19 protein-coding genes and 1 other RNA gene are annotated in these 23,266 nt (G+C 32.5%); 8 read left to right on the plus strand and 12 right to left on the minus strand.

All coding sequences use genetic code 11. The features are described from left to right. Nucleotides 1-56: 56 nt before the first annotated feature. From AC3IF2_RS04955 to AC3IF2_RS04980, 6 genes are all read left to right on the plus strand, one after another. Nucleotides 57-593: a nucleotide exchange factor GrpE gene (locus AC3IF2_RS04955; RefSeq protein ID WP_489165958.1), complete on the plus strand. Its 537-nt coding sequence runs from the start codon at nt 57-59 to the stop codon at nt 591-593. A gap of 8 nt (nt 594-601) precedes the next feature. After that, nucleotides 602-1,723, plus strand: coding sequence for a molecular chaperone DnaJ (gene dnaJ, locus AC3IF2_RS04960; protein ID WP_489165960.1), 1,122 nt, complete (start codon nt 602-604; stop codon nt 1,721-1,723). A 355-nt stretch (nt 1,724-2,078) separates the two neighbouring features. Beyond that, nucleotides 2,079-2,382, plus strand: an RNA gene (gene rnpB, locus AC3IF2_RS04965) — RNase P RNA component class A. 49 nt (nt 2,383-2,431) lie between these two features. Then, a complete protein-coding gene (locus tag AC3IF2_RS04970; RefSeq protein ID WP_489165962.1) occupies nt 2,432-3,103 on the plus strand; it encodes a Crp/Fnr family transcriptional regulator in 672 nt (223 codons plus the stop codon). Between the two features lie 73 nt (nt 3,104-3,176). Beyond that, nucleotides 3,177-4,079 carry an anti-sigma factor gene (locus AC3IF2_RS04975; RefSeq protein ID WP_489165964.1) on the plus strand — a complete coding sequence of 301 codons (903 nt, stop codon included), beginning with the start codon at nt 3,177-3,179 and terminating at the stop codon, nt 4,077-4,079. Between the two features lie 111 nt (nt 4,080-4,190). Next, nucleotides 4,191-4,772 carry a TlpA family protein disulfide reductase gene (locus AC3IF2_RS04980; RefSeq protein ID WP_489165966.1) on the plus strand — a complete coding sequence of 194 codons (582 nt, stop codon included), beginning with the start codon at nt 4,191-4,193 and terminating at the stop codon, nt 4,770-4,772. A 50-nt stretch (nt 4,773-4,822) separates the two neighbouring features. Here AC3IF2_RS04980 and AC3IF2_RS04985 read toward each other — a convergent pair whose 3' ends face one another. From AC3IF2_RS04985 to AC3IF2_RS05040, 12 genes are all read right to left on the minus strand, one after another. After that, complete coding sequence (locus AC3IF2_RS04985) at nt 4,823-5,167, minus strand: hypothetical protein (RefSeq protein WP_489165968.1); 345 nt, start codon at nt 5,165-5,167, stop codon at nt 4,823-4,825. A 116-nt stretch (nt 5,168-5,283) separates the two neighbouring features. Beyond that, nucleotides 5,284-6,471 (minus strand): aspartate aminotransferase family protein, encoded by a 1,188-nt coding sequence (locus AC3IF2_RS04990; protein ID WP_489165969.1) that lies wholly within the window; start codon nt 6,469-6,471, stop codon nt 5,284-5,286. 5 nt (nt 6,472-6,476) lie between these two features. Next, nucleotides 6,477-8,060 carry an OstA-like protein gene (locus AC3IF2_RS04995; protein WP_489165970.1) on the minus strand — a complete coding sequence of 528 codons (1,584 nt, stop codon included), beginning with the start codon at nt 8,058-8,060 and terminating at the stop codon, nt 6,477-6,479. 79 nt (nt 8,061-8,139) lie between these two features. After that, nucleotides 8,140-9,411, minus strand: coding sequence for an adenylosuccinate synthase (locus AC3IF2_RS05000; protein WP_489165971.1), 1,272 nt, complete (start codon nt 9,409-9,411; stop codon nt 8,140-8,142). Nucleotides 9,412-9,420: 9 nt separating this feature from the next. Beyond that, nucleotides 9,421-9,882 (minus strand): Fur family transcriptional regulator, encoded by a 462-nt coding sequence (locus tag AC3IF2_RS05005; protein WP_489165972.1) that lies wholly within the window; start codon nt 9,880-9,882, stop codon nt 9,421-9,423. A gap of 78 nt (nt 9,883-9,960) precedes the next feature. Then, the gene (locus AC3IF2_RS05010; RefSeq protein ID WP_489165973.1) at nt 9,961-12,177 is read right to left on the minus strand and encodes a RelA/SpoT family protein; all 2,217 of its coding nucleotides are present in this window, start codon (nt 12,175-12,177) and stop codon (nt 9,961-9,963) included. 41 nt (nt 12,178-12,218) lie between these two features. Next, entirely contained in the window at nt 12,219-13,451 is a 1,233-nt protein-coding gene (locus tag AC3IF2_RS05015; RefSeq protein WP_489165974.1) for a M48 family metallopeptidase, read from the minus strand. Then, on the minus strand, nt 13,452-13,907 hold the full coding sequence (locus tag AC3IF2_RS05020; RefSeq protein ID WP_489165975.1) for a C40 family peptidase: 456 nt from the start codon (nt 13,905-13,907) through the stop codon (nt 13,452-13,454). Nucleotides 13,908-13,910: 3 nt separating this feature from the next. After that, nucleotides 13,911-14,708 (minus strand): TrmH family RNA methyltransferase, encoded by a 798-nt coding sequence (locus AC3IF2_RS05025; protein WP_489165976.1) that lies wholly within the window; start codon nt 14,706-14,708, stop codon nt 13,911-13,913. Between the two features lie 68 nt (nt 14,709-14,776). Then, entirely contained in the window at nt 14,777-16,081 is a 1,305-nt protein-coding gene (locus tag AC3IF2_RS05030; RefSeq protein WP_489165977.1) for an amidohydrolase family protein, read from the minus strand. A 12-nt stretch (nt 16,082-16,093) separates the two neighbouring features. Further along, entirely contained in the window at nt 16,094-19,126 is a 3,033-nt protein-coding gene (locus tag AC3IF2_RS05035) for an amidohydrolase family protein (RefSeq protein WP_489165978.1), read from the minus strand. A gap of 90 nt (nt 19,127-19,216) precedes the next feature. Continuing rightward, nucleotides 19,217-20,296, minus strand: a complete 1,080-nt coding sequence (locus AC3IF2_RS05040; protein ID WP_489165979.1) for a DUF3810 domain-containing protein — start codon at nt 20,294-20,296, stop codon at nt 19,217-19,219. Nucleotides 20,297-20,432: 136 nt separating this feature from the next. Here AC3IF2_RS05040 and dnaB point away from each other — a divergent pair, with 136 nt between their 5' ends. Both dnaB and AC3IF2_RS05050 read left to right on the plus strand, forming a co-directional pair. Beyond that, nucleotides 20,433-21,944: a replicative DNA helicase gene (gene dnaB, locus AC3IF2_RS05045; protein WP_489165980.1), complete on the plus strand. Its 1,512-nt coding sequence runs from the start codon at nt 20,433-20,435 to the stop codon at nt 21,942-21,944. Between the two features lie 9 nt (nt 21,945-21,953). Continuing rightward, on the plus strand, nt 21,954-23,210 hold the full coding sequence (locus AC3IF2_RS05050) for an asparagine synthetase B (protein ID WP_489165981.1): 1,257 nt from the start codon (nt 21,954-21,956) through the stop codon (nt 23,208-23,210). Nucleotides 23,211-23,266 lie beyond the last annotated feature (56 nt).

Genomic DNA, 23,266 nt, shown 5'->3' on the forward strand with positions numbered 1-23,266 from the left:
TATATTGGCAGTACTTTTGCACCTTATTTTAAGATTAAAATAATCGACTGAAAATCATGAGTAAAAAAGAAAACATTAAAGAGGAAGAACAAGTAGTTGAAGAAACTCAAGCTAAAGAACAAGAAGAAGCAGTTGAAGCTAAAAAAGAACCTACTTCAGAAGAATTACTTGAGCAGGAAAAAGATAAGTACTTACGACTATTTGCTGAATTTGAAAACTATAAAAAACGTACAAGCAAAGAACGAATAGAGTTATTTAAAACTGCAGGTCAAGACGTAATGACAGCTATATTGCCAGTTTTAGATGATTTTGAACGCGCTTTGACACATATAGAAGAAGATAAAGAAGCAGAAGAATTAAGAAAAGGAGTACTATTAATTTATCAAAAATTGGTAAGCACTTTAGAGCAAAAAGGGCTATCAAAAATAAAAGTTAAAAAAGGCGATACTTTCGATGCTGAAATTCATGAAGCTATCACTCAGATACCTGCACCTTCTAAAAAATTAAAAGGTAAAGTTATAGATACAGTTGAGCAAGGATATAAATTAGGCGAGAAAATAATTCGTTTTCCTAAAGTAGTAATAGGACAATAAGTATAGGAATGGCAAAGCAAGATTTTTACGAAATACTAGGTGTAAGCAAAAATGCATCTGCTGCAGAAATTAAGAAAGCATATCGTAAGATGGCAATCAAATACCATCCTGATAAAAATCCTGATGATAAGAATGCCGAAGAAAAGTTTAAGCAAGCAGCTGAGGCTTATGAAGTATTGAGTAATTCTGATAAAAAAGCACGTTACGATCAATTTGGTCATGCAGCCTTCGAAGGTGGCGCTGGTGGATTTGGCGGTGGCGGCATGAATATGGAAGATATATTCAGTCAATTTGGTGATATTTTTGGCGGTGCATTTGGCGGTGCATTTGGTGGAGGTTTCGGTGGAGGCGCTAGTCGTGGTCGAGTTAAAGGAAGTAATCTTAGAATCCGTGTAAAACTTTCTTTAAAAGAGATCTTAAATGGTGTAGAGAAGAAAGTAAAAGTAAAAAGAAAAGTTCAAGCAGTAGGAGTATCATATAAGACTTGTTCGACTTGTAATGGTCAAGGTCAGGTAATGCAAGTTACTAATACAATTTTAGGTAGAATGCAAACTGCAAGTACTTGCCCAACTTGTCAAGGTGCAGGACAATCTTTAAATAATAGACCAGCTGGTGCAGACGCTCACGGGTTAGTAGTTAAAGAAGAAAATGTTTCTATAAAGATTCCACCAGGTGTTACTGATGGTGTACAATTAAAAGTTTCCGGTAAGGGTAACGATGCACCTGGTAACGGTATTGCTGGAGATCTATTGGTTGTAATTCAAGAAGAAGATCACCCACATTTAAAACGTGAAGGAAGTAATTTACATTACGATATGTATGTTAGTTTTTCTGAAGCTGTTTTAGGTGGTTCTAAAGAGATAGATACTTTAACAGGAAAAGTTCGAGTTAAAATTGATAACGGTGTACAATCTGGTAAAATATTACGCTTACGCGGAAAAGGATTACCTAGTTTAGATGGATATGGTAAAGGTGATTTATTAGTTCATGTAAATGTATGGACACCAAAAGAGCTTACAAAAGAGCAAAGACAGTTCTTTGAAAATATGAAAGATGACGAAAATTTTAGGCCAGAACCTTCAACTGGTGATAAGTCATTTTTCGAGAAAGTAAAAGATATGTTCTCTTAATCAAAAGTTAAAATTTATATTAGAAAACGACATTTATAATAAAATTTTGTTTTTATTAAATGAATTTTTATATATTTGTCGGGTTGAGCGTAAAGCTCAACAACTTTTTCTTTTTCATAGCAATTTTCCCACTCTATTAGAGTGGGTTTTTTTATACCTTTTGGTCACCAAAAAATAAGTTTAAAAAAATATAAAAATATTTTACATTTTTATACAATATCAGTAGTCGTAAATCGTTATGATTTTGTATTACTGGTTTAATAGTACAGTAATATTTCTTTTTCATAGCAATTTTCCCGCTCCCTATTTAGAGAGCGGGATTTTTTTTCATCATATTTAAACGTATTTTTGCAATTAAGTAGACCATCTTATCGCTTAATATTTATTGAGAGGAAAGTCCGGACACCATAGAGTATCATAGCGGATAACATCCGTCCAGCGTAAGTTGAGGACTAGTGCAACAGAAAGCAAGTACAGTTCGGCTGTAGTGAAATCAGGTAAACTCTATGAGGTGCAATGCTACGTATATTGAAGTTTGAGAACTACTCGTTCGATTTCAAGGGGTAAGCAGCTAAAGTTATGCAGCAATGTTATAACGCAGATAAATGATAAGAATCCGTTTTACGGTTACAGAATCCGGCTTATGGTCTACTTTTTTTGTAAGAATTTCACCTGCTTTTCGACCATTAGTCAAAACCAATATCAAAGATGAATAATTTCTGGTATTTTGAAGATGTTAACTTGTTTAAAATTTTGTGTCCGCATAAGTATCCAGCTTATAAAAAAACGCACGATCTAAGCATCTATAAAAAAAGTGATTACATCTATTTTGAAGAAGATTCTGCAAATAAGATTTATCTGATAGATAAAGGAAAAGTAAAAATCGGTTATTATACCGAAGATGGCGAAGAAGTGATCAAAGCCATTTTATCTAGAGGAGAAATTTTTGGTGAAAAAGCAATTTTAGGTATAGATAAGCGAAATGAGTTTGCACAATCTATAGACAATAGTACTTCAATTTGCCCTGTAAGTAGAGATACTATGTATAATCTAATGAGAGATAATGTTTCAGTTAGTTTTAAAATATACAAGTTTATTGGCTTACGTATTAAAAGATTAGAACGCAGATTAGAGTTACTACTTTTTAAAGATACCAAAACACGATTATTAGAATTTTTGAATGAAATGTTCGAAGATTATGGATATGATTGTGATAAGACAGGCGATAAAGTTATTTGTCATCCTTATACTCAAAAAGATATAGCTTCGCTTATTGGTACATCTAGACCCACCCTGAATATTCTTTTAAATGAATTAAAAGAAGAAAGAATCATTAACTTTAGTAGAAAAGAAATAAGAATTTTAAAAAAAGTGGCTTAATGTAAGCTACCTAACATTTTATTATTCTTTATCAGTTTAAATTTGAATATAATTAATATTAAAATTGATAAATATGTTAAAAAGGGTTTTCGCGATAGCATTTATAGCTATCAGTTTAGTTATTAGTTCATGCTCATCTGATGATGATGGCGGACCAATAAATGCAAATCTTACGTTAAACATTAACGGATTAGAAGATTTAGGAGCAAATTTTGTGTATGAAGGTTGGATTATTGTAAATGGAGCTCCGGTTAGTACAGGAACATTTACTAGTACTGCCACTGGACAAACATTTTCTGTTGATGCAACTCAATTAGCTGCTGCTACCAGATTTGTATTAACTATTGAACCAGCAGGAGAAACGGGTACTGCTGCTGCTACGCCAGCTGATACGAAATTACTTGTTGGTGATTTTAGTGGTACTACAGCCAATATATCAATTGGTACTGTTACAGATTTTAATTCAATTACTGCATCTGGTCAATTCTTTTTAAGAGCTCCTACTGATGAAGCTGCAGGTACTGGAAATAATGGTAATGATGAAAGCGGTATTTGGTTCGGAATACCGGGAGCACCACCAACACCATCTTTGAACTTACCTACTTTAGAGGCTGGTTGGAAATATGAAGGATGGGTAGTTGTAGACGGAGTAGGTCCTTTATCTACGGGTACATTTACAGCTTTTGATACTGCTGATGATAACGCAGGCGATCCAAATTCATTTAATGGTACCGAGAATGCTGGCCCACCAATTCCTGGCGAAGATTTCTTTAATAATGCTCCAACAGGGTTTACATTTCCTTTAGATATTAGAGGTAGAACTGTGGTAATTTCTATTGAGCCATCGCCAGATAATTCACCAGCACCATTTTTACTAAAACCATTATCAGGAACTGCAGGTAACGAAACAGCTCCAACAACTTACGATTTGAGTTTTAGTAACGGCTCATTTCCAACAGGAAGTGTTTCCAGATAGGTTTTGTTTTGTAATAATTTGAAAATGTGATACCAATTTGGTATCACATTTTTTGTATTAGATTTGTAAGGGTTTTTATTAAATCACACTAAAAGATAAACATTAAAGATTATGGATAAAAAGAGAAGAACTTTACTATGGAATGTGTTATTTTTTGCATTTCTATTTTTTCTTTTTACGCCTTACAGTCTAGGTACCCGTGCAAAATTAACTCAAGGATTGACTTATTTAAAAAGTATAATATCTTCACCAGAAGTTACTGACTCTAATAATAGAAAAACACTTGACTTTTACAATGTTACTTTAAGTGGAGTTCATAATGCTACTAGTATTAATCTCGATGAGTTAAAAGGAAAAGTTGTTTTTATCAATCATTGGGCTACTTGGTGTCCACCTTGTAGAGCAGAAATGCCATCGTTAGATAAGCTATACAAAGACTATAAAGACAAAGTTGCTTTTGTTTTTTTAACTACTGATAATAAAAGGCAAGTAGAAAAATATTATACTTCTAATAATTTCAATCTACCTACGTATAATTTACAATCTAAACTTCCAAGTCAAATTGATACTAGAAGTTTACCAGCTACTTTTATTTTAGATAAAAACGGAAAAGTTTCGATAGAAGAATATGGTCCAGCAGATTGGAATACAGGTAGGGTGAGAGAAACTTTAGATGGCTTGATTGCGGAATAGAAAACCCACTAGCGTTAAGAAACTAGTGGACTTCTAAGCTAAAATTTTATTCATATGTATTCATTTATAATTTTTAAGGGCATTCTATATACTTTACCTTCGTTTAAAGCTTTTACATAAACTTTTTTGTAATTCAATCTACTTTTAACTAAACTTTCTAGCTTAGAATTATTAGATTTTACTGATAGAATTACTATTTCACTATTACTATTTAAAGTGAAGGAAATTTCTGCCTTAATGGTTTTGTCTGATATTTTATCAGTTGTATCTCCTAAAAATGATACAATTTGAGTACGTAATTCTCTATTTACTTTAGTGTCATCAGTGGCAGAAGCAAATGAGATAGAAAATAACATTAGCAGAGCGGTTGCAGTAATTAATTTAAGTCTTTTCATGATGGATTATTTAAAATTAAACATTTATAGATAAGACTATAAGAAAGTAAGAAGTGTTACTCTAAAATCACCTATTTAACTTTACTTTAATACTAATTAACTAAGATTAACTATTGTTAAGATTCTTTAACAATTTGATCCAATATGTTAATAATTATGGAACATCCCTTTTCAATTTCTTTTTTTGAAATAGTAAGTGGAGGCGTAATTCTAACAGCTTTATCTTCGAAAAGTAGCCAGAATAAAAGCAATCCTTTTTCTAAGCATTTTAAAATTATTTTTGAAGCTAATTCAGAAGATTCGACCATTAGAGCTAACATTAACCTTCTACCTCGAATTTCTAAAATAGCTTCATGTTGTAACAAGTCTCTAAAGAGCTTTTCTTTATCTAAAGTTTGATCTATTAGATTAGAAGCATTAATTTCTTGTATTGTTGCTAATGCAGCAGCAGCTATTACTGGATGCCCTCCAAATGTGGTTATATGGCCTAATTTAGGATGATGACTTAGTGTTTGCATCATTTGTGTATTAGCTATAAAAGCACCTAGAGGCATGCCACCACCTAGACCTTTACCAGTAATAATAATATCTGGTATTGTATTGTAATTCTCAAAGCCCCAAAATTTGCCTGTTCTTCCAATACCAGTTTGAATTTCATCTAAAATCAATAAAGCACCAACTTCTTCACATCGTTGTTTAACTTTTCTTAAATAATTATTATTTGGTTCTATAAATCCTGCACCACCTTGTATAGTTTCTAAAATTACTGCAGCCGTATTATTTGTGATTTTTTCTAATTCAGCCTCATTATTAAATTCAATAAACTTAGTACCAGGAATTAAAGGTCTATAAGCGCTGTTTTGTTCTTCGGCTCCACAAACACTCATGGCGCCTTGCGTATTACCGTGATAAGAATTTTTAGCAGCAATGATCTCATATCTACCCGTAAATCGTTTTGCTAATTTTATAGCACCTTCGGTAGCTTCTGTACCAGAATTGGTGAGGTACACACTATCTAAATTACTCGGTAAAGTATTAACTAAAGTCTTACATAATTCAACTTGTGGTTGCTGTATAAATTCACCATACACCATTACATGTGTGTACTTATCTAACTGATCTGTGATCGCTTTTTTAATACTTAGAGGATTATGACCTAAACTATTAGCAGAAATACCTGCAATAAAATCTAAATATTCATTTCCGTCAGTATCATATATGTAAGAACCATTGGCATGGGAAATTTCTAGAGCTAAAGGATGTTCTGAAGTTTGTGCTTGATATTTAAAGAAATCAGTCTTCATTAACTTTAATTTTCTTCAATTTTGCTAACTTTCTCTACAAGTTTTTTTGGTAATTCATCATCAGATTTTTCTCGACTAACTGTTGATGTATCATCCTTAATAAAAATAGCATTTTTAGTTAACGGTCGTTCATTTTCTCTCCAAACGAAGCCTTTTAATTTTCTCACATTATTAGGAAGTTGAGATGGCGGATAGGTTGCGCCATCGGGTTTTGTTAAAAATCGTGCTTCTTGAATTTGACTATCCTTAAAAATAAATTTCATAGAACTACAAGTGGTTTTATCGATACCGATTAGTTCATTCGTACTTTCATTACGAGCATAATAGATCATCTCGCCATTACCAATAATATGTACATCATGTAAATCATTATCAATAAATTTCCCTAATAAATTTCGACCTCTAATCTGATTAAATCCAGCTGAATCTTTCTGAACTATAAAAGCATTACGTAATACTTTTAAACTGTCTAACTGCTCGGTTTTTGTATTAGATAAAAGATGAATTGTATCACCCGTTATTTGATTATTTTCTGACCACAGTACAGGTTTTCTGAATAATTTTGTAAGCCCAGTAGATTGATTAGCATGAATCGAATCACACTTCCCACTAAGGTTACTTTTAAAAATTTTTACTCTATTAAATGCGCGAATTATCCTATTTTCTGGTTTACCAGTTGCTAATAAAGTGTCGCCATGCACATACATTGAATCTTTATCAACCTCCATAATAGCAACAGCTCGATCCACTACATAAGCAGAATCTAATTGCTGAAAAAACTCAGCATAACCTCCTCTAATAATGGAATTATTGACAGTATCTTTTAGTTGTATGTTCTTAGTAGCAGAAGCGTAGCCTTTATTTCTGTCATAATATAAGCTATCAGCAGTTATCTCACGATTTTGATGTACTATTCGAGAATTCTTGGTGAAGTGAGAAATATTTTCTTTAGTATCATAAAATCCATTTTCGGTGTATATAAAATTTTCTTCACCAGTAATAGTTGATGGTCCAAATAAATAGGTTTTGCCATTACTGGTAAAGTATTCTAAATGATTAGATTCTAACACATAATCAGGGTTCGTCAACACAACATCTGATTGTGCTTGAAATTTTGAACTTTGCAAATAATAATTACCGGTTCTACTTTCTAAAACATTAGCTGTATCTCTAATTTTTGCTCCACTTCTGTAATACAATAATTGTTTTAACCTGTCAAAGCGTAACGTATCTGTAGTTAAGGTCATCAACGGATCTTTTAACACCACATTACCCCAAGACAGTGCTCTTTTGGTATTACCGTTGTATTGTACATATCGACTCGTTTGAGTTATAGTATCACCTTGATTTAATACTACATCACCAAAAGCTTCTAAAACATTATTCTTTCTATAGTGAATAGCTTTTTTACTACGAAGTGAAATACCTTCGTGTTCTACGTAGACATTACCTAATAAAATAGTAGCACCAGGATATTTCTCTTCATCTATAGTAGAATTATCAGCATGTACAATATGTATGCGTTTTTGCTGCGCAAAAATTACAATAGAAATGGTTAAGAAAAAGATGCTAAACAGTAGTTTTTTCAAGCTAACTATAATTTGCTACAAAACTAAGGAAAAAGCAACAAGTTGTAACCGATTAAAACTTTTTAAGAATTGTTTATGATTATCTTAAAATAGTTTGCTTCCTATCTGGCCCTACAGAAACAATTTTAATAGGCACTTCTAGTTCCTTTTCAATAAAATCTATATAAGCATTTAAGTTTGGTGGTAATTCGCCACCAGAAGTCATTTTAGTTAAATCTGCTTGCCAACCTTTTAACTCAATATAGTTAACTGAGACATTCTCAGGTTCAATATTATATGGTAGGTGGGTTATTTCTTTTCCTTTATAAATGTAAGAAGTACAGACTTTTAAAGTGTCGAAACCAGAAAGCACATCACCTTTCATCATCATTAATTGTGTAACACCATTCACCTGCACAGCATATTTTAATGCCACCAGATCTAACCAACCACATCTACGCGGACGACCAGTTGTTGCTCCAAATTCATGACCCACACGCCCCATAGTTTCACCATCTTTATCAAATAATTCTGTAGGAAATGGACCAGAACCAACACGTGTTGTATATGCTTTAAAAATACCGAATACTTCTCCAATTTTGTTTGGCGCTACCCCTAAACCAGTACATGCACCAGCAGCAGTAGTGTTAGAAGAAGTAACAAATGGATATGTACCAAAATCGATATCTAGCAATGACCCTTGAGCTCCTTCTGCTAAAATAGTTTTACCACTTTTCATGGCCTGGCTTAAATATTCTTCGCTATCTATAAATTTTAATTCTTTCAATGTATCGATGGCGTTACAAAACTCTTTTTCTAACTCATCAATATCATATTGAATGTCAACTTCAAAAAAATCAAGCATTTTGATATGTTTAGCAGTTAAGGCTTTGTATTTTTCTTTCCAATTGTCAAGTTCTAAATCGCCAACACGCATCCCATTTCGTCCGGTTTTATCCATATATGTTGGGCCAATTCCTTTCAACGTAGAGCCTATTTTAGCTTTTCCTTTCGATGTTTCTGAAGCAGCATCTAATAATCGGTGTGTAGGTAAAATTAAATGTGCCTTTCTAGAGATTAACAATTTAGATCTGTAATCAATATTATGAACTGATAGATTATCTAATTCTTTCTTAAAGATAACAGGATCTATTACAACTCCATTCCCAACAAGGTTCATAGCATTTTCATGGAAAATTCCTGAAGGGATTGTATGTAATACATGTTTGTTACCATCAAAAATTAAAGTATGACCTGCGTTTGGCCCACCTTGAAAACGCGCAATAATATCATAGTCTTTAGTTAGAACATCTACAATTTTACCTTTCCCTTCATCACCCCATTGTAGTCCTAATAGTAAATCTACAGCCATGTAATTTGATTATTTTTTTTGGTTTCTTGAGCCATAGAAATAAAGTGAATGTTTTTCGATCTTCACATCGAAAACTTCTTCTATGGTTTTTTTAATGATTTGAATTCTTGGATCACAAAATTCTATAACCTCACCTGTATCCTCTATAATTAAATGATCGTGTTGTTTATCGAAGTATGATTTTTCGTAATGTGATTGATTTTGCCCAAATTGATGGCGTCTTACCAAACCACATTCTAATAATAATTCTATGGTATTATAAAGCGTAGCACGACTTACACGATAGTTTTTATTCTTCATATAGATATATAAAGACTCTATATCGAAATGATCATTATGATCATAAATTTCTTGAAGAATAGCATAACGTTCAGGAGTTTTTCTATGCCCGTTATTTTCTAAGAATTTAGTAAAAACATTTTTTACAATCTCTTGATTCTTACTATTTTCTACTTGTTTTACTGCGCTCATAATTACCGAACAAATTTACATTTTAATTGAAATATTTATGGGCAGAAGACCTAAAAAGATTAACAACTTGTAAACAAATTAATTTAATCGCTGAACCTTATCTATACCCTCTATATTTTTAAGACGGGCAACTAATTTTTTTAGCTGTGTATTATTTTTTACACTAATAGCGATTTTGCCTTCAAAAATACCATCATTACCAGCAATATTGATACTATGTATATTAACATTCATACTATTAGAGATAACCTTAGTTACTTCATTAACTAACCCCATATTGTCTAAACCAGTAATTTTTAGTGTTACCTTATATTCTTGTTGTGAAGAATCAATCCATTTTGCAGGCATAATCCTATATGCGAACTGAGATTGTAAACTTATAGCATTTGGGCAATTTTGCTTATGCACTTTTATGCCATCATTAACGGTAACAAAACCAAATACTTTATCACCAGGAATAGGGTTGCAACAATTCGCAAATTTATAATCTAATTTATCTTCTTCTTTACCGAAAACCAATAGATCGTATTTATTGGTAACTTCTTGAAAAGAGGTGTCTATATTATTTGGTGATGGGCGTCGTAATCTATTTTTAAAGAAGCTATAAATTGCATTACTTCTTTGAGCTACATAATTTTTTAATTGTTGATTTTCTATAGAACCATTACCAACCCGATAAAATAAATCTAAACTTGTTTTTAGTTTAAAATAATTTACCATCTCGTTGATGGTCTTCTCATTCAACTGAATTTTTAGATGACGTAATTTTCGTTCTAAGATCTCTTTCCCTTCGGCAGCTATTTGCTTTTGCTCATCTTTTAATGCAGATTTTATTTTAGATTTTGCTCTAGCAGTTTTGGCTATATCTAGCCAGCTTAATTTAGGCTTTTGCGAATTAGATGTAATAACTTCTACTTGGTCACCACTTTTTAATTCATAGCTTAATGACACAAGCTTTCCATTTACTCTTGCTCCTCTGCAGCGCATACCAACTTCGGTATGAATGGCGAATGCAAAATCTATAGATGTAGCACCTTTTGGGAGTGATTTAATATCTCCTTTTGGTGTAAAGACATAAATTTCTTTGGCATATAAATTTAGTTTGAACTGCTCAACAAAATCTACAGCATTTACATCTGGGTTTTCAAGTGTTTCTTTTAATCTATTTAGCCATACTTCTAACCCAGATTCTTTTTCATTTGAATGCTTATACCTAAAATGTGCTGCATAGCCTTTCTCAGCTATTTCATCCATACGCTCAGATCTAATCTGTACTTCTACCCAGCGACCTTTACTGCCCATTACTGTAATATGTAAAGATTCGTATCCTGTAGATTTTGGCTGCGAAATCCAATCACGTAACCTGTTTGGATTAGGTCTAAAGTGATCTGTTACGATAGAATATATTTTCCAAGCATCAAATTTTTCACGTTTTTCGGTTGACTTGTAAATAATTCGAATAGCAAATTTGTCATAAACTTCGTCAAAGGATACATTTTGAACCAACATTTTTTTGCGAATAGAGTAAATAGATTTTGGTCTTCCTTTAATCGAATATTCTAACTTTTCTTTATCTAACGAATCTTTAATAATATTGGCAAACTCTTCGATGTATTTATTTTGTTCCTCTTTACTTTCTTGAATTTTAGTTTTTATATCGTTATAAACTTCTGGTTCAGTATACTTTAAACCCAGATCTTCCAATTCAGTTTTTATATTATACAACCCTAAACGATGCGCAAGAGGAGCATAGATGTATAAAGTTTCGGAAGAAATCTTTATTTGTTTTGGCTGTGGCATAGCATCCATAGTTTGCATATTGTGCAATCTATCTGCTATTTTTATTAAAATAACCCTCACGTCATCATTCAACGTAAGCAGCATTTTTCTAAAATTTTCTGCTTGTACTGATATGTTTTGATCTTTACTTAAATGAGAAATTTTAGTTAAACCATTAACAATCCTAGCTATGGTTTCGCCAAATAATTGCTCAATATCTTCGAAAGTATAATCATTAGAATCTTCAACAACATCATGAAGAAGGGCAGAAGCTATGGAAATAGCCCCAAGACCAATTTCGTTTGCAACTAATTTAGCTACAGCTATTGGGTGATAAATGTATGGTTCACCAGTTTTTCTTCTTTGTTCTTTATGGGCATCGGCAGCTATATCAAATGCCTTGCGAATCATTTTCTTATCTTTTGGAGATAAGGTTTGATAAGTTTCGCTTAACATATCTTTATAGCGCTTGGCTATCTCTTTTTTCTCTTCTTCTAATGTTGCAACATAAGCCATAGATTAAAAGTAGTACAAAGATTTATACTGCACAAGCTATTTTAACGGGATAAATTTTGAACTCTTTGTAGAAGTGTTGGATGTGAATAATGAGCAAAAACATAACTTTTGTGAGGAGTTAAATTGCTCAAATTATTAGTTGATAATTTTTTTAATGAAGAAATTAAAGACGAAGCATTATGGTGCTTCTTGGCATAGTCATCTGCCTGGTATTCAAATTTTCTTGAAATATAATTCATTATTATTCCAGTCAATTCAGAAATAGGAGTGTAGAGCACGCCAAATGCAATAAGACTAATATGAAAGCTAGGTTTGTCAACGCCTAAAGCATCAGCTAGTAATTGATTGCCGATAAATAAGGATAGAATATATAAAGTAAATCCTGTGGTTAAAATAGAAACAATCATATTAAAAATTACATGTTTCTTCTTGTAATGGCCAACTTCGTGAGCTAATACAGCAACAATTTCGTCTGGTTCAAGATCATTTATCAAAGTATCATACAAAACAATCCTCTTTTTTGAACCAAAACCTGTAAAATAGGCATTAGCTCTAGATGAACGTTTAGAACCATCGATCACAAATATTTTATCAAGATTAAAACCAGCTTTAGTAGCAAAATCTTCTAATTTAGCTTTTAATTCGCCTTCTTCTAAAGGTGTTTGCTTATTGAATAACGGAACTATTAAGGTTGAATAAAATAACATCATAAATATTGAAAATGCAGCTATAAATATCCAAGTATATATCCAGAAATTTTTACCAGTGATTTGATAAAACCAAACTATTAGTGCTAGTATACCCCCACCAAGAATGATAGTTAGTAACCAACCTTTTAACTTATCTAAAAAGAATAGCTTTTTAGTTGATTTATTGAAGCCATATTTTTCTTCGATTACAAAAGTCTGATAATAGGATAGAGGAGTGGTTAAAATATCACTTGCCAACATTATGATACCAAAGAAAATCAGCGTAATTACAATTTCGTTTGAACTGAAACTTCTAGCTAAATTATCCACAAACGCAAATCCATCTAAATAGAAAAAAGCAATGGTAGCTATAAATGATACTATTGAAATTAGCATTGAAAACTTAAAGCTTTCCTTTTTATATTGTTGCGATTTTTGATAACGTTCTTCATCATAGACATCTTTTAATTCATTTGGTATTTCATCATCGAAATGCTTTGCATTTATAATATCTAAGTATTTGTTAACTAAAAAATTAACAACTAGTATCGTTATAATTACTCCAAATAAAATTTCTGCTGTCATTTACTTGTTTTTAAGTATTCTTTTAGAGAAACGATACTTACGTTTCCAATATTTATTATTTAAACTAGATTTAATTACTCCTTTAGATGTAGAGCTATGCATAAATTGATCATTACCCATATAGATACCAACATGTCTATATTTAGATGTGGGTCTAAAGAATACTAGATCACCAATTTTTAAGCTACTTTTTTTAACCTTTTTACCTTGTTTGGCGATTTCTTTAGTAGTTCTTGGTAATTGAATATTTAATGCATCCCTATAAACTTTATTTACATAACCAGAACAATCGAAACCTCTTTTATCGGTACCTCCGTATTTATACTTGGTACCCTCATAAATTTTAAATTGAGCTTCTAATTTATTCCTTACTAAAGATGTTTTAGTATTCTTTGTACTACCACAGCTAGCAAAAAAAGCTGTAACTAATAAAATTGCTAAAAATCGTACTTTCATAAATCAACTAAAATTACGTTGCCTTTTAGCTTCAAAGATCAAAATTCCTGCCGAAACAGATACATTCATAGAATCAATTTCACCTTGCATAGGTATAATAATATTTTGGTCGCTATTCTCTAACCATTCATCACTTAACCCAGTAGCTTCTGTGCCTACTATTATGGCGCTTGCTTTAGAATAATCTACTGTCTGATATTCTTTCGAAGCCGTTAATGCTGCACAATAGATATTAATATTATTTTCCTTTAAAAAGGAAATAATTTCTTCGCTTGTCCCAGTAGCAATTTGATTCGTAAAAAGGCATCCTACACTTGAACGAATGATATTAGGATTGTAAATATCTGTTTTAGGATTTGCAATCAATACAGCATCTAAATTAGCAGCATCAGCTGTGCGCAATAATGCACCAATATTACCTGGTTTTTCAGGGGCTTCAGCTACTAATACTAAAGGATTACTCTTTTCAAATTTTATAGATGAAAGTGAATGTTCTTTACTTTTAAAAATAGCTAAAAGACCTTCGGTAGAATCTCTACGAGCTAATTTTCTATAAACATCTTTACTAATTTTTGTAATTTTTGAAGGAAGAATATTGAATGCTTTGAACTCTTCTTCATCAATGATTTCGGCACAAAACAATAATGATTCTAATGTATAGCCTCTTTTTATAGCTAATTTTATTTCTCGCTGTCCTTCAACTACAAACAAGCCCAATTTTTTACGTACTCTCGATTTTTCTTGCAGCTGCAGAATATCTTTTACTAATTGGTTTTGTATGCTTGTTATTTCTTTATACACCCCGAAAATTTGTCAAAAATATAAAAAGCTCCCGAGAAGGGAGCTTATATAATTCATTAAAGAAAATTTTATTTACTACTATATTTTTCCATATAGCGTTTATGTAGTTTGGTTTGATGTGTTTCTAAACTAATATCACGCCCTTGGATGAATGCTTTATCAATAATATTCGTTCGCATATCTAATGCATCTCCTTTAGAAATAAATAAGGTAGCGTCTTTGCCAACTTCTAAACTACCGGCAATATCATCAATCCCTAAAATTTTCGCAGCATTTAAGGTTATCATTTGTACAGCTTTTTCTTTATCCATACCATGAGCAGCATAAGTACCTGCATAGAAAGGTAAATTACGAGTATTCATACGATCCATTTGACCTTCCATTTCAATGGCAACAGTTAAACCTTTATCTGTTAATTGTTTTGCCAATTTAAAAGTACCTAAAGCATCATGATCTTCTGCCCATGGTAAACGATGAGGACGAGGAACTAAAACAGGAATATTAAGCTGTTTTAGTAAATCTGATACTAACCCAGCTTCATCGGCATGCACCAAAACTAAATTGTTAATACCTGCATTTCTCGCCCAATTTACAGCATCTACAATAGCTTTTTCTCTAGAAGCATGAATGTATAATTTTTGACTTCCGTCTAGAAGACCTTTAACGGCTTCGTATGGTAGATTTTTCTCTTTTTGCCCTTGGTTTAAATATGCCTTGGCGTTAGTAAAGAAATTTGCAATCTCATCTACTTGTTTTTTGTAGTTTTTACTCGGCTTAAATGCTGGATCTTCACCTAGCCACCAACGTCCTCGTTGAAATACTCCTGGCCAATTGATATGAATACCGTCATCAACTTTTAAGACAGCATCTTCCCAATTCCAAGCATCTAATTGTACAATAGAAGATGTACCAGATATTCTACCGCCTCTGGGCGCAATTTGAGCAATCAACACACCATTTGGGCGCATGCTTTCAACAATTTTAGATTCAGCATTATATGCTATTAAACTTCTTATGTGTGGAATTAAACTTCCCACTTCGTCAAAGTCTCTAGTAGCTCTTACTGCACCAATTTCTGCTAGTCCTAGTGAGGTATTTGTAGCTATAAATCCAGGATATACATGCTTACCCGATGCATCTATAACTGTTGAAAAGTTACTTGCAGTAGCACTACTAGCGCTCCCAACATAAGTTATCTTGCCATTATCAAAACCAATTGCAGCATTTTCTAGAACTTGGCCATTGCCGATATGTGCTGTAACGCCTGTAATCAATATAGATTCACTTTGTTTTGGTGCTGGTGTTTGTTGTGCAAAACTTAAAGAACTCACCAACAATACCGAAACGAATAATATTTTTATTAAATTTTTCATGTCTATAAATTTTTATTGTTGATAGATTAGAGTGTCACAATGTAAAGCTTCCTTTTTCTTAGTTTTAGGAGTCTGTGTTTTCATACCCTTGTTTTTTGCCTTCAACATCATATTAATAAGTTGGTTACGTTCCTTTTTGATTGCCTTGTCCATTTCTGGAAGTTTCTCCAGATCATAATAGATAGTACCTTCGATCATCGTTTTTTCTGCTTTGGTATAAATAGACATTGGATGCCCCGACCAGAGTACTAAATCTGCATCTTTGCCCACTTTTACACTACCAACTCTATCATCAATGTGCAACATTTTCGCAGGGTTAAGAGTTACAAACTTCCAAGCATCTTCTTCAGAAACGCCACCATATTTTACTGTTTTGGCAGCTTCTTGATTTAATCTTCTAGACATCTCTCTATCATCTGAATTAATGGCAGTTAAAACACCTGCCTTATGCATAATTGCTGCGTTAAACGGAATAGCGTCATTTACTTCATACTTATATGCCCACCAATCTGAAAAGGTAGAACCTGCAACACCATGTTTTTGCATTTTATCTGCAACTTTATAACCTTCGAGAATATGAGTGAATGTATTAATGTTAAAGTTGAATTTTTCAGCAACTTTCATAAGCATATTGATTTCGCTTTGCACATATGAGTGGCAGGATATAAAACGCTCTTTATTTAAGATTTGAGCTAATACTTCTAATTCTATATCCTTACGAGGTGCTTTGGTTCTAGCTTTAACTTTGCTAGACAATTTATTATACGCTTTCCAAGTATTATCGTATTCTTTTGCTCTTTGAAAATAATCAGTGTAAACTTGCTCAACACCCATTCTGGTTTGAGGGAAACGAATATTTACATTATTGCCCCAATTACTTTGCTTTACATTTTCACCTAAAGCAAACTTAATGAAAGGATCAGCGTTCGGATTTATTAATTTATCAGCTGTTTCGCCCCATTTAAGCTTAATTACTGCAGATCTTCCACCAATTGGATTAGCAGAACCATGCAATATTTGAATTGAGGTTACACCTCCAGACAAGTTTCTAAATATGTTGATATCATTATCATTAACTACATCTTCAATAGTTACTTCAGCTGTAGAATTATGCCCAGCTTCATTAACAGCAGCTGTTGCTATATGAGAATGTTCATCGACAATACCTGCAGTTAAATGTTTACCAGTTGCATCTATTTCTCTAGCTCCATTTCCCGAAAGGTTTTTACCGACTTGACTTATTTTTCCATTTTGAATAAGTACATCTGTACCTTCTAAGATACCATCAGATTCATTAGTCCAAACAGTTGCGTTTTTAAATAAAATTGTTTCTGCCTTTGCCTTTTCGTTGAATCCATAGGCCGTGTTGGGATAAGATACAGGTAATACTATTGGAGTATCATCTTCTTTAGCTTCCTTTTTAGCTTCATCTTTCTTATCACCAGTTTTTTTAATAGCTGACCATGAGGTTGCGTTACCATTAGTTAATGTGCCTCTACCTGCGAGATTATCTGAATCTGTTACAACAGCATTCAATCGAATAAATTCTGTAGCTTTTTCGTTTTTAGGAGCAAAAAAGATGTTAACCCATCCTCCTTTATATGTAATCTTACTTGAAACTTTCGTTGAATCCTTTTTTAAAGTAATCTTAGGTTTAGAAATATCACCTCCGATATTTAACTTATAAGAATTTCCAGCAACAGAAAGGTCATATTCACCTCGAATATCTTTAACAGACATGTCATTAATTACATTTTTATAACCCTGTATCCAGTTTTCATATAAGGTAGATTTTTTATCAAAAATATCACCAGAAGTAATTAAGAAATTAGCAACGGAACCATTTTTTAAACTACCTAGTGTATTACTTTTTCCTAATAGTTGTGCCGGTACAGTAGTTAAAGCTTCCAGAGCCTTTGTTTTAGTTAAGCCATGTTTTATAGCATTACTAAGGTTAGTATTAAAATCAGTTATCTTTTTTAGACCAGAACTGGTTATAGCAAATTGAACTCCATTTTCAGATAATATCTTTGGATTTGTAGGTGCTTGATTCCAATGGCGCATATCTTTTAATTCTACTACAGCGGCATTTATAGGATCACTAACATCGTATGCAGCAGGAAAATTAATTGGTAAAATATAACTGGCATTGGTATTTTTTATGGCATCTATTCTAGCATACTCATCGCCACCACCTTTTATAATATAATTTACACCAAACTCGTTAGCAATTTTATCTGCCCGTAAATCATTTGCTAAACTACCTGCATCGAAAATTTGAGGTAAGTTTTTATTTTTGTTGAAAGCTTCTAAAGATCTATCTTTTGAATCTGAATTACCATTCGCATACCATTTAGCATCATGATACACCTGACGGACTAATGCCATTGCACCCATTAAGGATGTAGGATATGATTGCCTTGAAGAATTACCTTTATTAAATGAAAAGTGTTGAGCAGACTTATCACTAAGGATGCGTTTATCGTCCCCAACATCAGTATTCAAGGCCACTAAAGTTCCGGTTCCTCTAATAATTCCGTCTTGAAAATGTGTGTTTACAACTCCAAAACCAGCTTTCACCAATTCTTTAGCTTTTTTGCTATCAAATTTTAGTTTGTCTGTAGCATTGATTTCTGGAGTGATATGATCATTCCAATAATACCCTTTTCTACTGGCATCATACTGTGGACGTTGCCCTTGGGCATTTTTACGTTTAGGTTTTTCTATGCCGAAATCAGAATAAATATCTATAAATGAAGGATAGATATGTTTCCCGTTAAGGTCAACCATTAAGGCATTCTTAGGAATTGAGATATTAGTACCAGTAGCTACTACTTTACCATTTTTAATTAATAATGTACCATTTTCAATTACTTGAGTAGGGGTGACATAAATTTTTGCATTGGTTAAAGCAGTGTAGTTTTCGTTTTTGGTTTTTACACCATCGTTTTTAGGGAAATACTCTTGTGAAATCAAATGATTCGATTGAAAAAGAAAGAACACAAAAGCTAACCCAAATAACAGATTAAAGTTAGTTTTTTTCATATTTGAATTAAGAAAGTTAATTATTCTATAAAGATAAAAGTATAAACTGTAAGAGTTAATCATTTCTAAAAATTAACATTTCTTTAAGAGTTATTCAAAACCATACTTTTCTCTATACGCCACTAGTAGACCAACCATGTTGCTATAGCCTTTAATACCATCTTGTTGTTGATTAGCTTTTAGGTAATTATCATAAAAGAGTTTAAAAAAGGGCTCTGCCTTGTTTTGATATGATCTCCAAAAATCTTGAGATTCTCGTATGTTCTTTTTTATCCCTAACGGAATACTGTCTATTAATTGTTTACCAATAATAGAATCTTTACCATAAGTTGCCGCTACAGCATAGCGCAAAGCAGTTAAATATCCAGAGTATTGATAGTAGAATTGATCACTCTTAGTTGCCGCTAAAAAACCAATAAAGTTTGCTTCACTTTCTGATGCATACCCTAACTGATGTGCAACTTCATGACTAGTAATCATTGGTAAGCTAGGCTTCGGCACTAAATAGTCAACTTGTGCTTCACCTGAAAAGGGATTAAAATAACCCGAAAAACCCATATAAGTTAATGGTAAACTAAATAATGATTTTTTTAAAGATTTGTTGTTGTAATCAAAGCCATTATAAATTTTATTTAAGTTAGTATAACCTCTTTGTACCTGATTGAAAATTTCTTCTTTAGATTCATTAACTATCACTTTTAATGTATCATTACGCGTAATTTGATAGTGTACTTCTTTTGTTTTTTTAATGAGGTCGTTAGACAGATCAATCAAATCCTCTAATAGATATTCTTTTTGTTCAAGTTTTAATGAATTAAATAAGGAATCACGGTGATAATTGATGCCCCATAAAAAATGGAATAAGAAATATATAATAGAGACAAAAGCTCCTAATTTGAAAAAGTTGTTTTTCAAATTTTTTAACCCACCTTTAAAAAATTGACAAATTGAAATTATAAGAAAAATACCTAATAAGAAGTAATAAACATCTCCTATAGAGAAAGGAATCCAGCCGAGAATCACTCTAAAAATCTTAGAAACCCATTGGTAAATGCCATTCGAATAATAGTGTTCTACGGCTATTGGAAATCTTGAGATAATTGAAATAAACAATAATTGAATTAAAAAAAATAAAGTAAGAATTCTATATATTTTTTGTTTCTTCATCATCCAAAAATAGCTAAATAATCTTTGGTTTAAATTTTGATATACTTATTAACAAAACTTTCACTTGTTAACAGAATCTGTCAACAAATAAAGTTCTAACTTAGAGAAAAAATTAGCTTTAAAAAATTACATTTGCGTGATGGAAAACTTACAACCAATTCGCACTAAAAATATTAAAAAAGGAACTCTAATCAACCTTGAAAAGGGTAAGCTCCCTCCTCAAGCAGTTGATTTAGAGGAAGCTGTGTTGGGTGCAATGATGATCGATAAAAAAGGAGTTGATGATGTGATCGATATTTTACATGCAGACGCTTTTTACAAACAAGCACACCAAGATATTTTTGATGCGATGTTTAAGTTGTTCAATTCGTCAGAACCTATCGATTTATTAACTGTTTCTAATCAATTGCGTAAAGATGGTAAGTTAGATGGAGTTGGCGGCGATTTTTATTTGGTTAATCTTACACAAAAAGTAGCTTCTTCTGCTCATATAGAGTTCCATGCACGTATTATTTTACAAAAATATATTCAAAGACGTTTAATTTCTATTTCTAGCGAAATTATTGATGAAGCCTACGATGAAACCTCTGATGTTTTTGACTTATTAGATTCTGCTGAAACTAAACTATTTGAAGTTACTCAAGGAAACTTAAAGAAAAGTTCTGAAGCAGCGGAAGGATTAGTATCTCAGGCATTAAAAAAGATAGAAGAAATTTCTGGTAAAGAGGGTATGAGTGGTATTCCTTCTGGTTTTACGAAGTTAGATGCATTAACATCTGGTTGGCAACCTTCTGATTTAGTGATCTTGGCAGCAAGACCTGGTATGGGTAAAACGGCATTTGTCATGTCTATGGCAAAAAATATGGCTATCGATTTTGATATACCTGTTGCAATTTTCTCTCTTGAGATGTCATCAGTACAATTAATTACGAGGATGATCTCCAGTGAAACTGGAATTTCATCTGGTAAGCTTCGTAAAGGAGATCTAATGCCACATGAATGGGAGCAATTAAATGTAAAAGTTAAGAACTTATCGAAAGCACCTATTTTTATAGATGATACACCATCATTATCAATTTTTGATTTACGTGCAAAAGCAAGACGTTTGGCTTCTCAACATGATGTTAAAGCCATTGTAATTGATTATTTACAATTAATGACTGCTGGTACCGCAACAAAAGGAGGAGGAAATCGTGAGCAAGAAATTTCTACTATTTCACGTAACCTAAAAGCATTAGCTAAAGAACTAAATATACCTGTTATTGCATTATCGCAGTTATCTCGTGCAGTTGAAACTCGTGGCGGTAGTAAACGCCCATTGTTGTCTGATTTACGTGAGTCTGGAGCCATTGAACAAGATGCTGATATTGTTTCCTTTATATTTAGACCAGAGTATTATGGTCAAACTGAATGGGATGACGAAGAAAGAACTCCTTGTGAAGGACAAGCAGAATTTATAGTTGCAAAGCATAGAAATGGTGGTTTAGAGAATATTAGACTAAAGTTTACTGGTCATTTAGCACAATTCTCAGACTTAGAAGAAGCTTTTGCAACAGAGTTTGAATCTAAAATGAATATAATACCTACCGATACCTTACCAAATGCCGAAGATGTCTTTGGCTCACCAGATGATGGTGATGTTCCATTTTAAATAATTTGTATGCGTAGGTTTCTTGTTATAGTATTTTTATTTGTGTATGGTGTTAATTATGCATCTTTTATACTGATTCCTATGGATGAAGTAGCACAAAAAAATCATCTAAAAGCATATGGTATCACCTATTTTTCTTTAGAGAAGGGCATTGATGTTAAGTGGTTGCTAAATTATAGAGGTGGCTCTTTTTTACTAGAAGATCAAGAGATTTTCCGTAAAGAATGTACTATTAGAGGTGTTTCTTACGAAGTTATTTCAGATACAGAAGCATTGCAGATTTTAGAAGAGATAGAGAGTCCTTCTAAAAATATGGAAGCAGTTATTTTAGAAAAGGCACCAAAAATAGCTGTGTATTCACCAAAAGATAAGATGCCTTGGGATGATGCAGTAACCATGGTGTTAAATTACGCCGAGATACCTTACGATATTGTTTATGATGAAGAAGTGCTGCAGGATAAATTATTATTATATGAATGGTTGCATTTACATCATGAAGATTTTACGGGTCAATATGGTAAATTTTATGGCTCATTTAGAGCGGCACCTTGGTATATAGAAGGAAAACGTTACGCGGAGAATTTAGCTAAAAAATTAGGGTATTCTAAAGTTTCGCAGGCTAAATTAGCTGTTTCTAAAAGAATTAGAGATTATGTTATTGGTGGTGGATTTATGTTTGCAATGTGTTCTGCTACTGATAGTTTTGATATTGCTTTAGCAGCAGACGGTGTAGATATATGTGAGTCCATGTTCGATGGTGATCCTTCAGAAAGTGGATATCAGCAAAAAATAGATTTTTCTAAAACCTTTGCCTTTAAAGATTTTGAATTAGTTCGTAGCCCTATAGAATATGAGTTTTCATCTATAGATATGACTCGCAAAAGAAGAATTCCTAGAACCGAAGATTACTTTTCTTTGCAAGAATACTCAGCTAAATGGGATCCTGTACCAACAATGTTAACACAAAACCATACGCAATTAGTAAAAGGTTTTATGGGACAAACAACAAGTTTTGATCGCAGTACAGTTAAATCGAATGTATTGGTGATGGGAGAGCATAAAGCCAATAGCGAAGCAAGATATATACATGGTGTAAAAGGTAAGGGTATGTGGACTTTTTATGGAGGGCATGACCCAGAAGATTATACACACAGAGTTGGCGATCCAAAAACAGAACTCGATTTACACCCAAACTCACCTGGGTATCGATTGATTTTAAATAATGTATTATTTCCTGCGGCAAAGAAGAAGAAACAAAAAACATAAAACCTCCTAAAAAATAAATTTTAAGAGGTTTATGCCTTTTTCACAGTCATTAAGTG

Source organism: Maritimimonas rapanae (genome assembly GCF_057837205.1).

What these genes read in the sequence shown, in the direction of transcription:
- AC3IF2_RS04980 (WP_489165966.1), top strand. Translation starts at nt 4,191, where the DNA reads ATGGATAAAAAGAGAAGAACTTTACTATGGAATGTGTTATTTTTTGCA.
- AC3IF2_RS05015 (WP_489165974.1), bottom strand. Translation starts at nt 13,451, where the DNA reads ATGACAGCAGAAATTTTATTTGGAGTAATTATAACGATACTAGTTGTT.
- AC3IF2_RS04970 (WP_489165962.1), top strand. Translation starts at nt 2,432, where the DNA reads ATGAATAATTTCTGGTATTTTGAAGATGTTAACTTGTTTAAAATTTTG.
- AC3IF2_RS04990 (WP_489165969.1), bottom strand. Translation starts at nt 6,471, where the DNA reads ATGAAGACTGATTTCTTTAAATATCAAGCACAAACTTCAGAACATCCT.
- AC3IF2_RS05030 (WP_489165977.1), bottom strand. Translation starts at nt 16,081, where the DNA reads ATGAAAAATTTAATAAAAATATTATTCGTTTCGGTATTGTTGGTGAGT.
- AC3IF2_RS04985 (WP_489165968.1), bottom strand. Translation starts at nt 5,167, where the DNA reads ATGAAAAGACTTAAATTAATTACTGCAACCGCTCTGCTAATGTTATTT.
- AC3IF2_RS05020 (WP_489165975.1), bottom strand. Translation starts at nt 13,907, where the DNA reads ATGAAAGTACGATTTTTAGCAATTTTATTAGTTACAGCTTTTTTTGCT.
- AC3IF2_RS05035 (WP_489165978.1), bottom strand. Translation starts at nt 19,126, where the DNA reads ATGAAAAAAACTAACTTTAATCTGTTATTTGGGTTAGCTTTTGTGTTC.
- AC3IF2_RS05010 (WP_489165973.1), bottom strand. Translation starts at nt 12,177, where the DNA reads ATGGCTTATGTTGCAACATTAGAAGAAGAGAAAAAAGAGATAGCCAAG.
- AC3IF2_RS05040 (WP_489165979.1), bottom strand. Translation starts at nt 20,296, where the DNA reads ATGATGAAGAAACAAAAAATATATAGAATTCTTACTTTATTTTTTTTA.
- AC3IF2_RS05050 (WP_489165981.1), top strand. Translation starts at nt 21,954, where the DNA reads ATGCGTAGGTTTCTTGTTATAGTATTTTTATTTGTGTATGGTGTTAAT.
- AC3IF2_RS05000 (WP_489165971.1), bottom strand. Translation starts at nt 9,411, where the DNA reads ATGGCTGTAGATTTACTATTAGGACTACAATGGGGTGATGAAGGGAAA.
- dnaJ (WP_489165960.1), top strand. Translation starts at nt 602, where the DNA reads ATGGCAAAGCAAGATTTTTACGAAATACTAGGTGTAAGCAAAAATGCA.
- dnaB (WP_489165980.1), top strand. Translation starts at nt 20,433, where the DNA reads ATGGAAAACTTACAACCAATTCGCACTAAAAATATTAAAAAAGGAACT.
- AC3IF2_RS05005 (WP_489165972.1), bottom strand. Translation starts at nt 9,882, where the DNA reads ATGAGCGCAGTAAAACAAGTAGAAAATAGTAAGAATCAAGAGATTGTA.
- AC3IF2_RS04975 (WP_489165964.1), top strand. Translation starts at nt 3,177, where the DNA reads ATGTTAAAAAGGGTTTTCGCGATAGCATTTATAGCTATCAGTTTAGTT.
- AC3IF2_RS04955 (WP_489165958.1), top strand. Translation starts at nt 57, where the DNA reads ATGAGTAAAAAAGAAAACATTAAAGAGGAAGAACAAGTAGTTGAAGAA.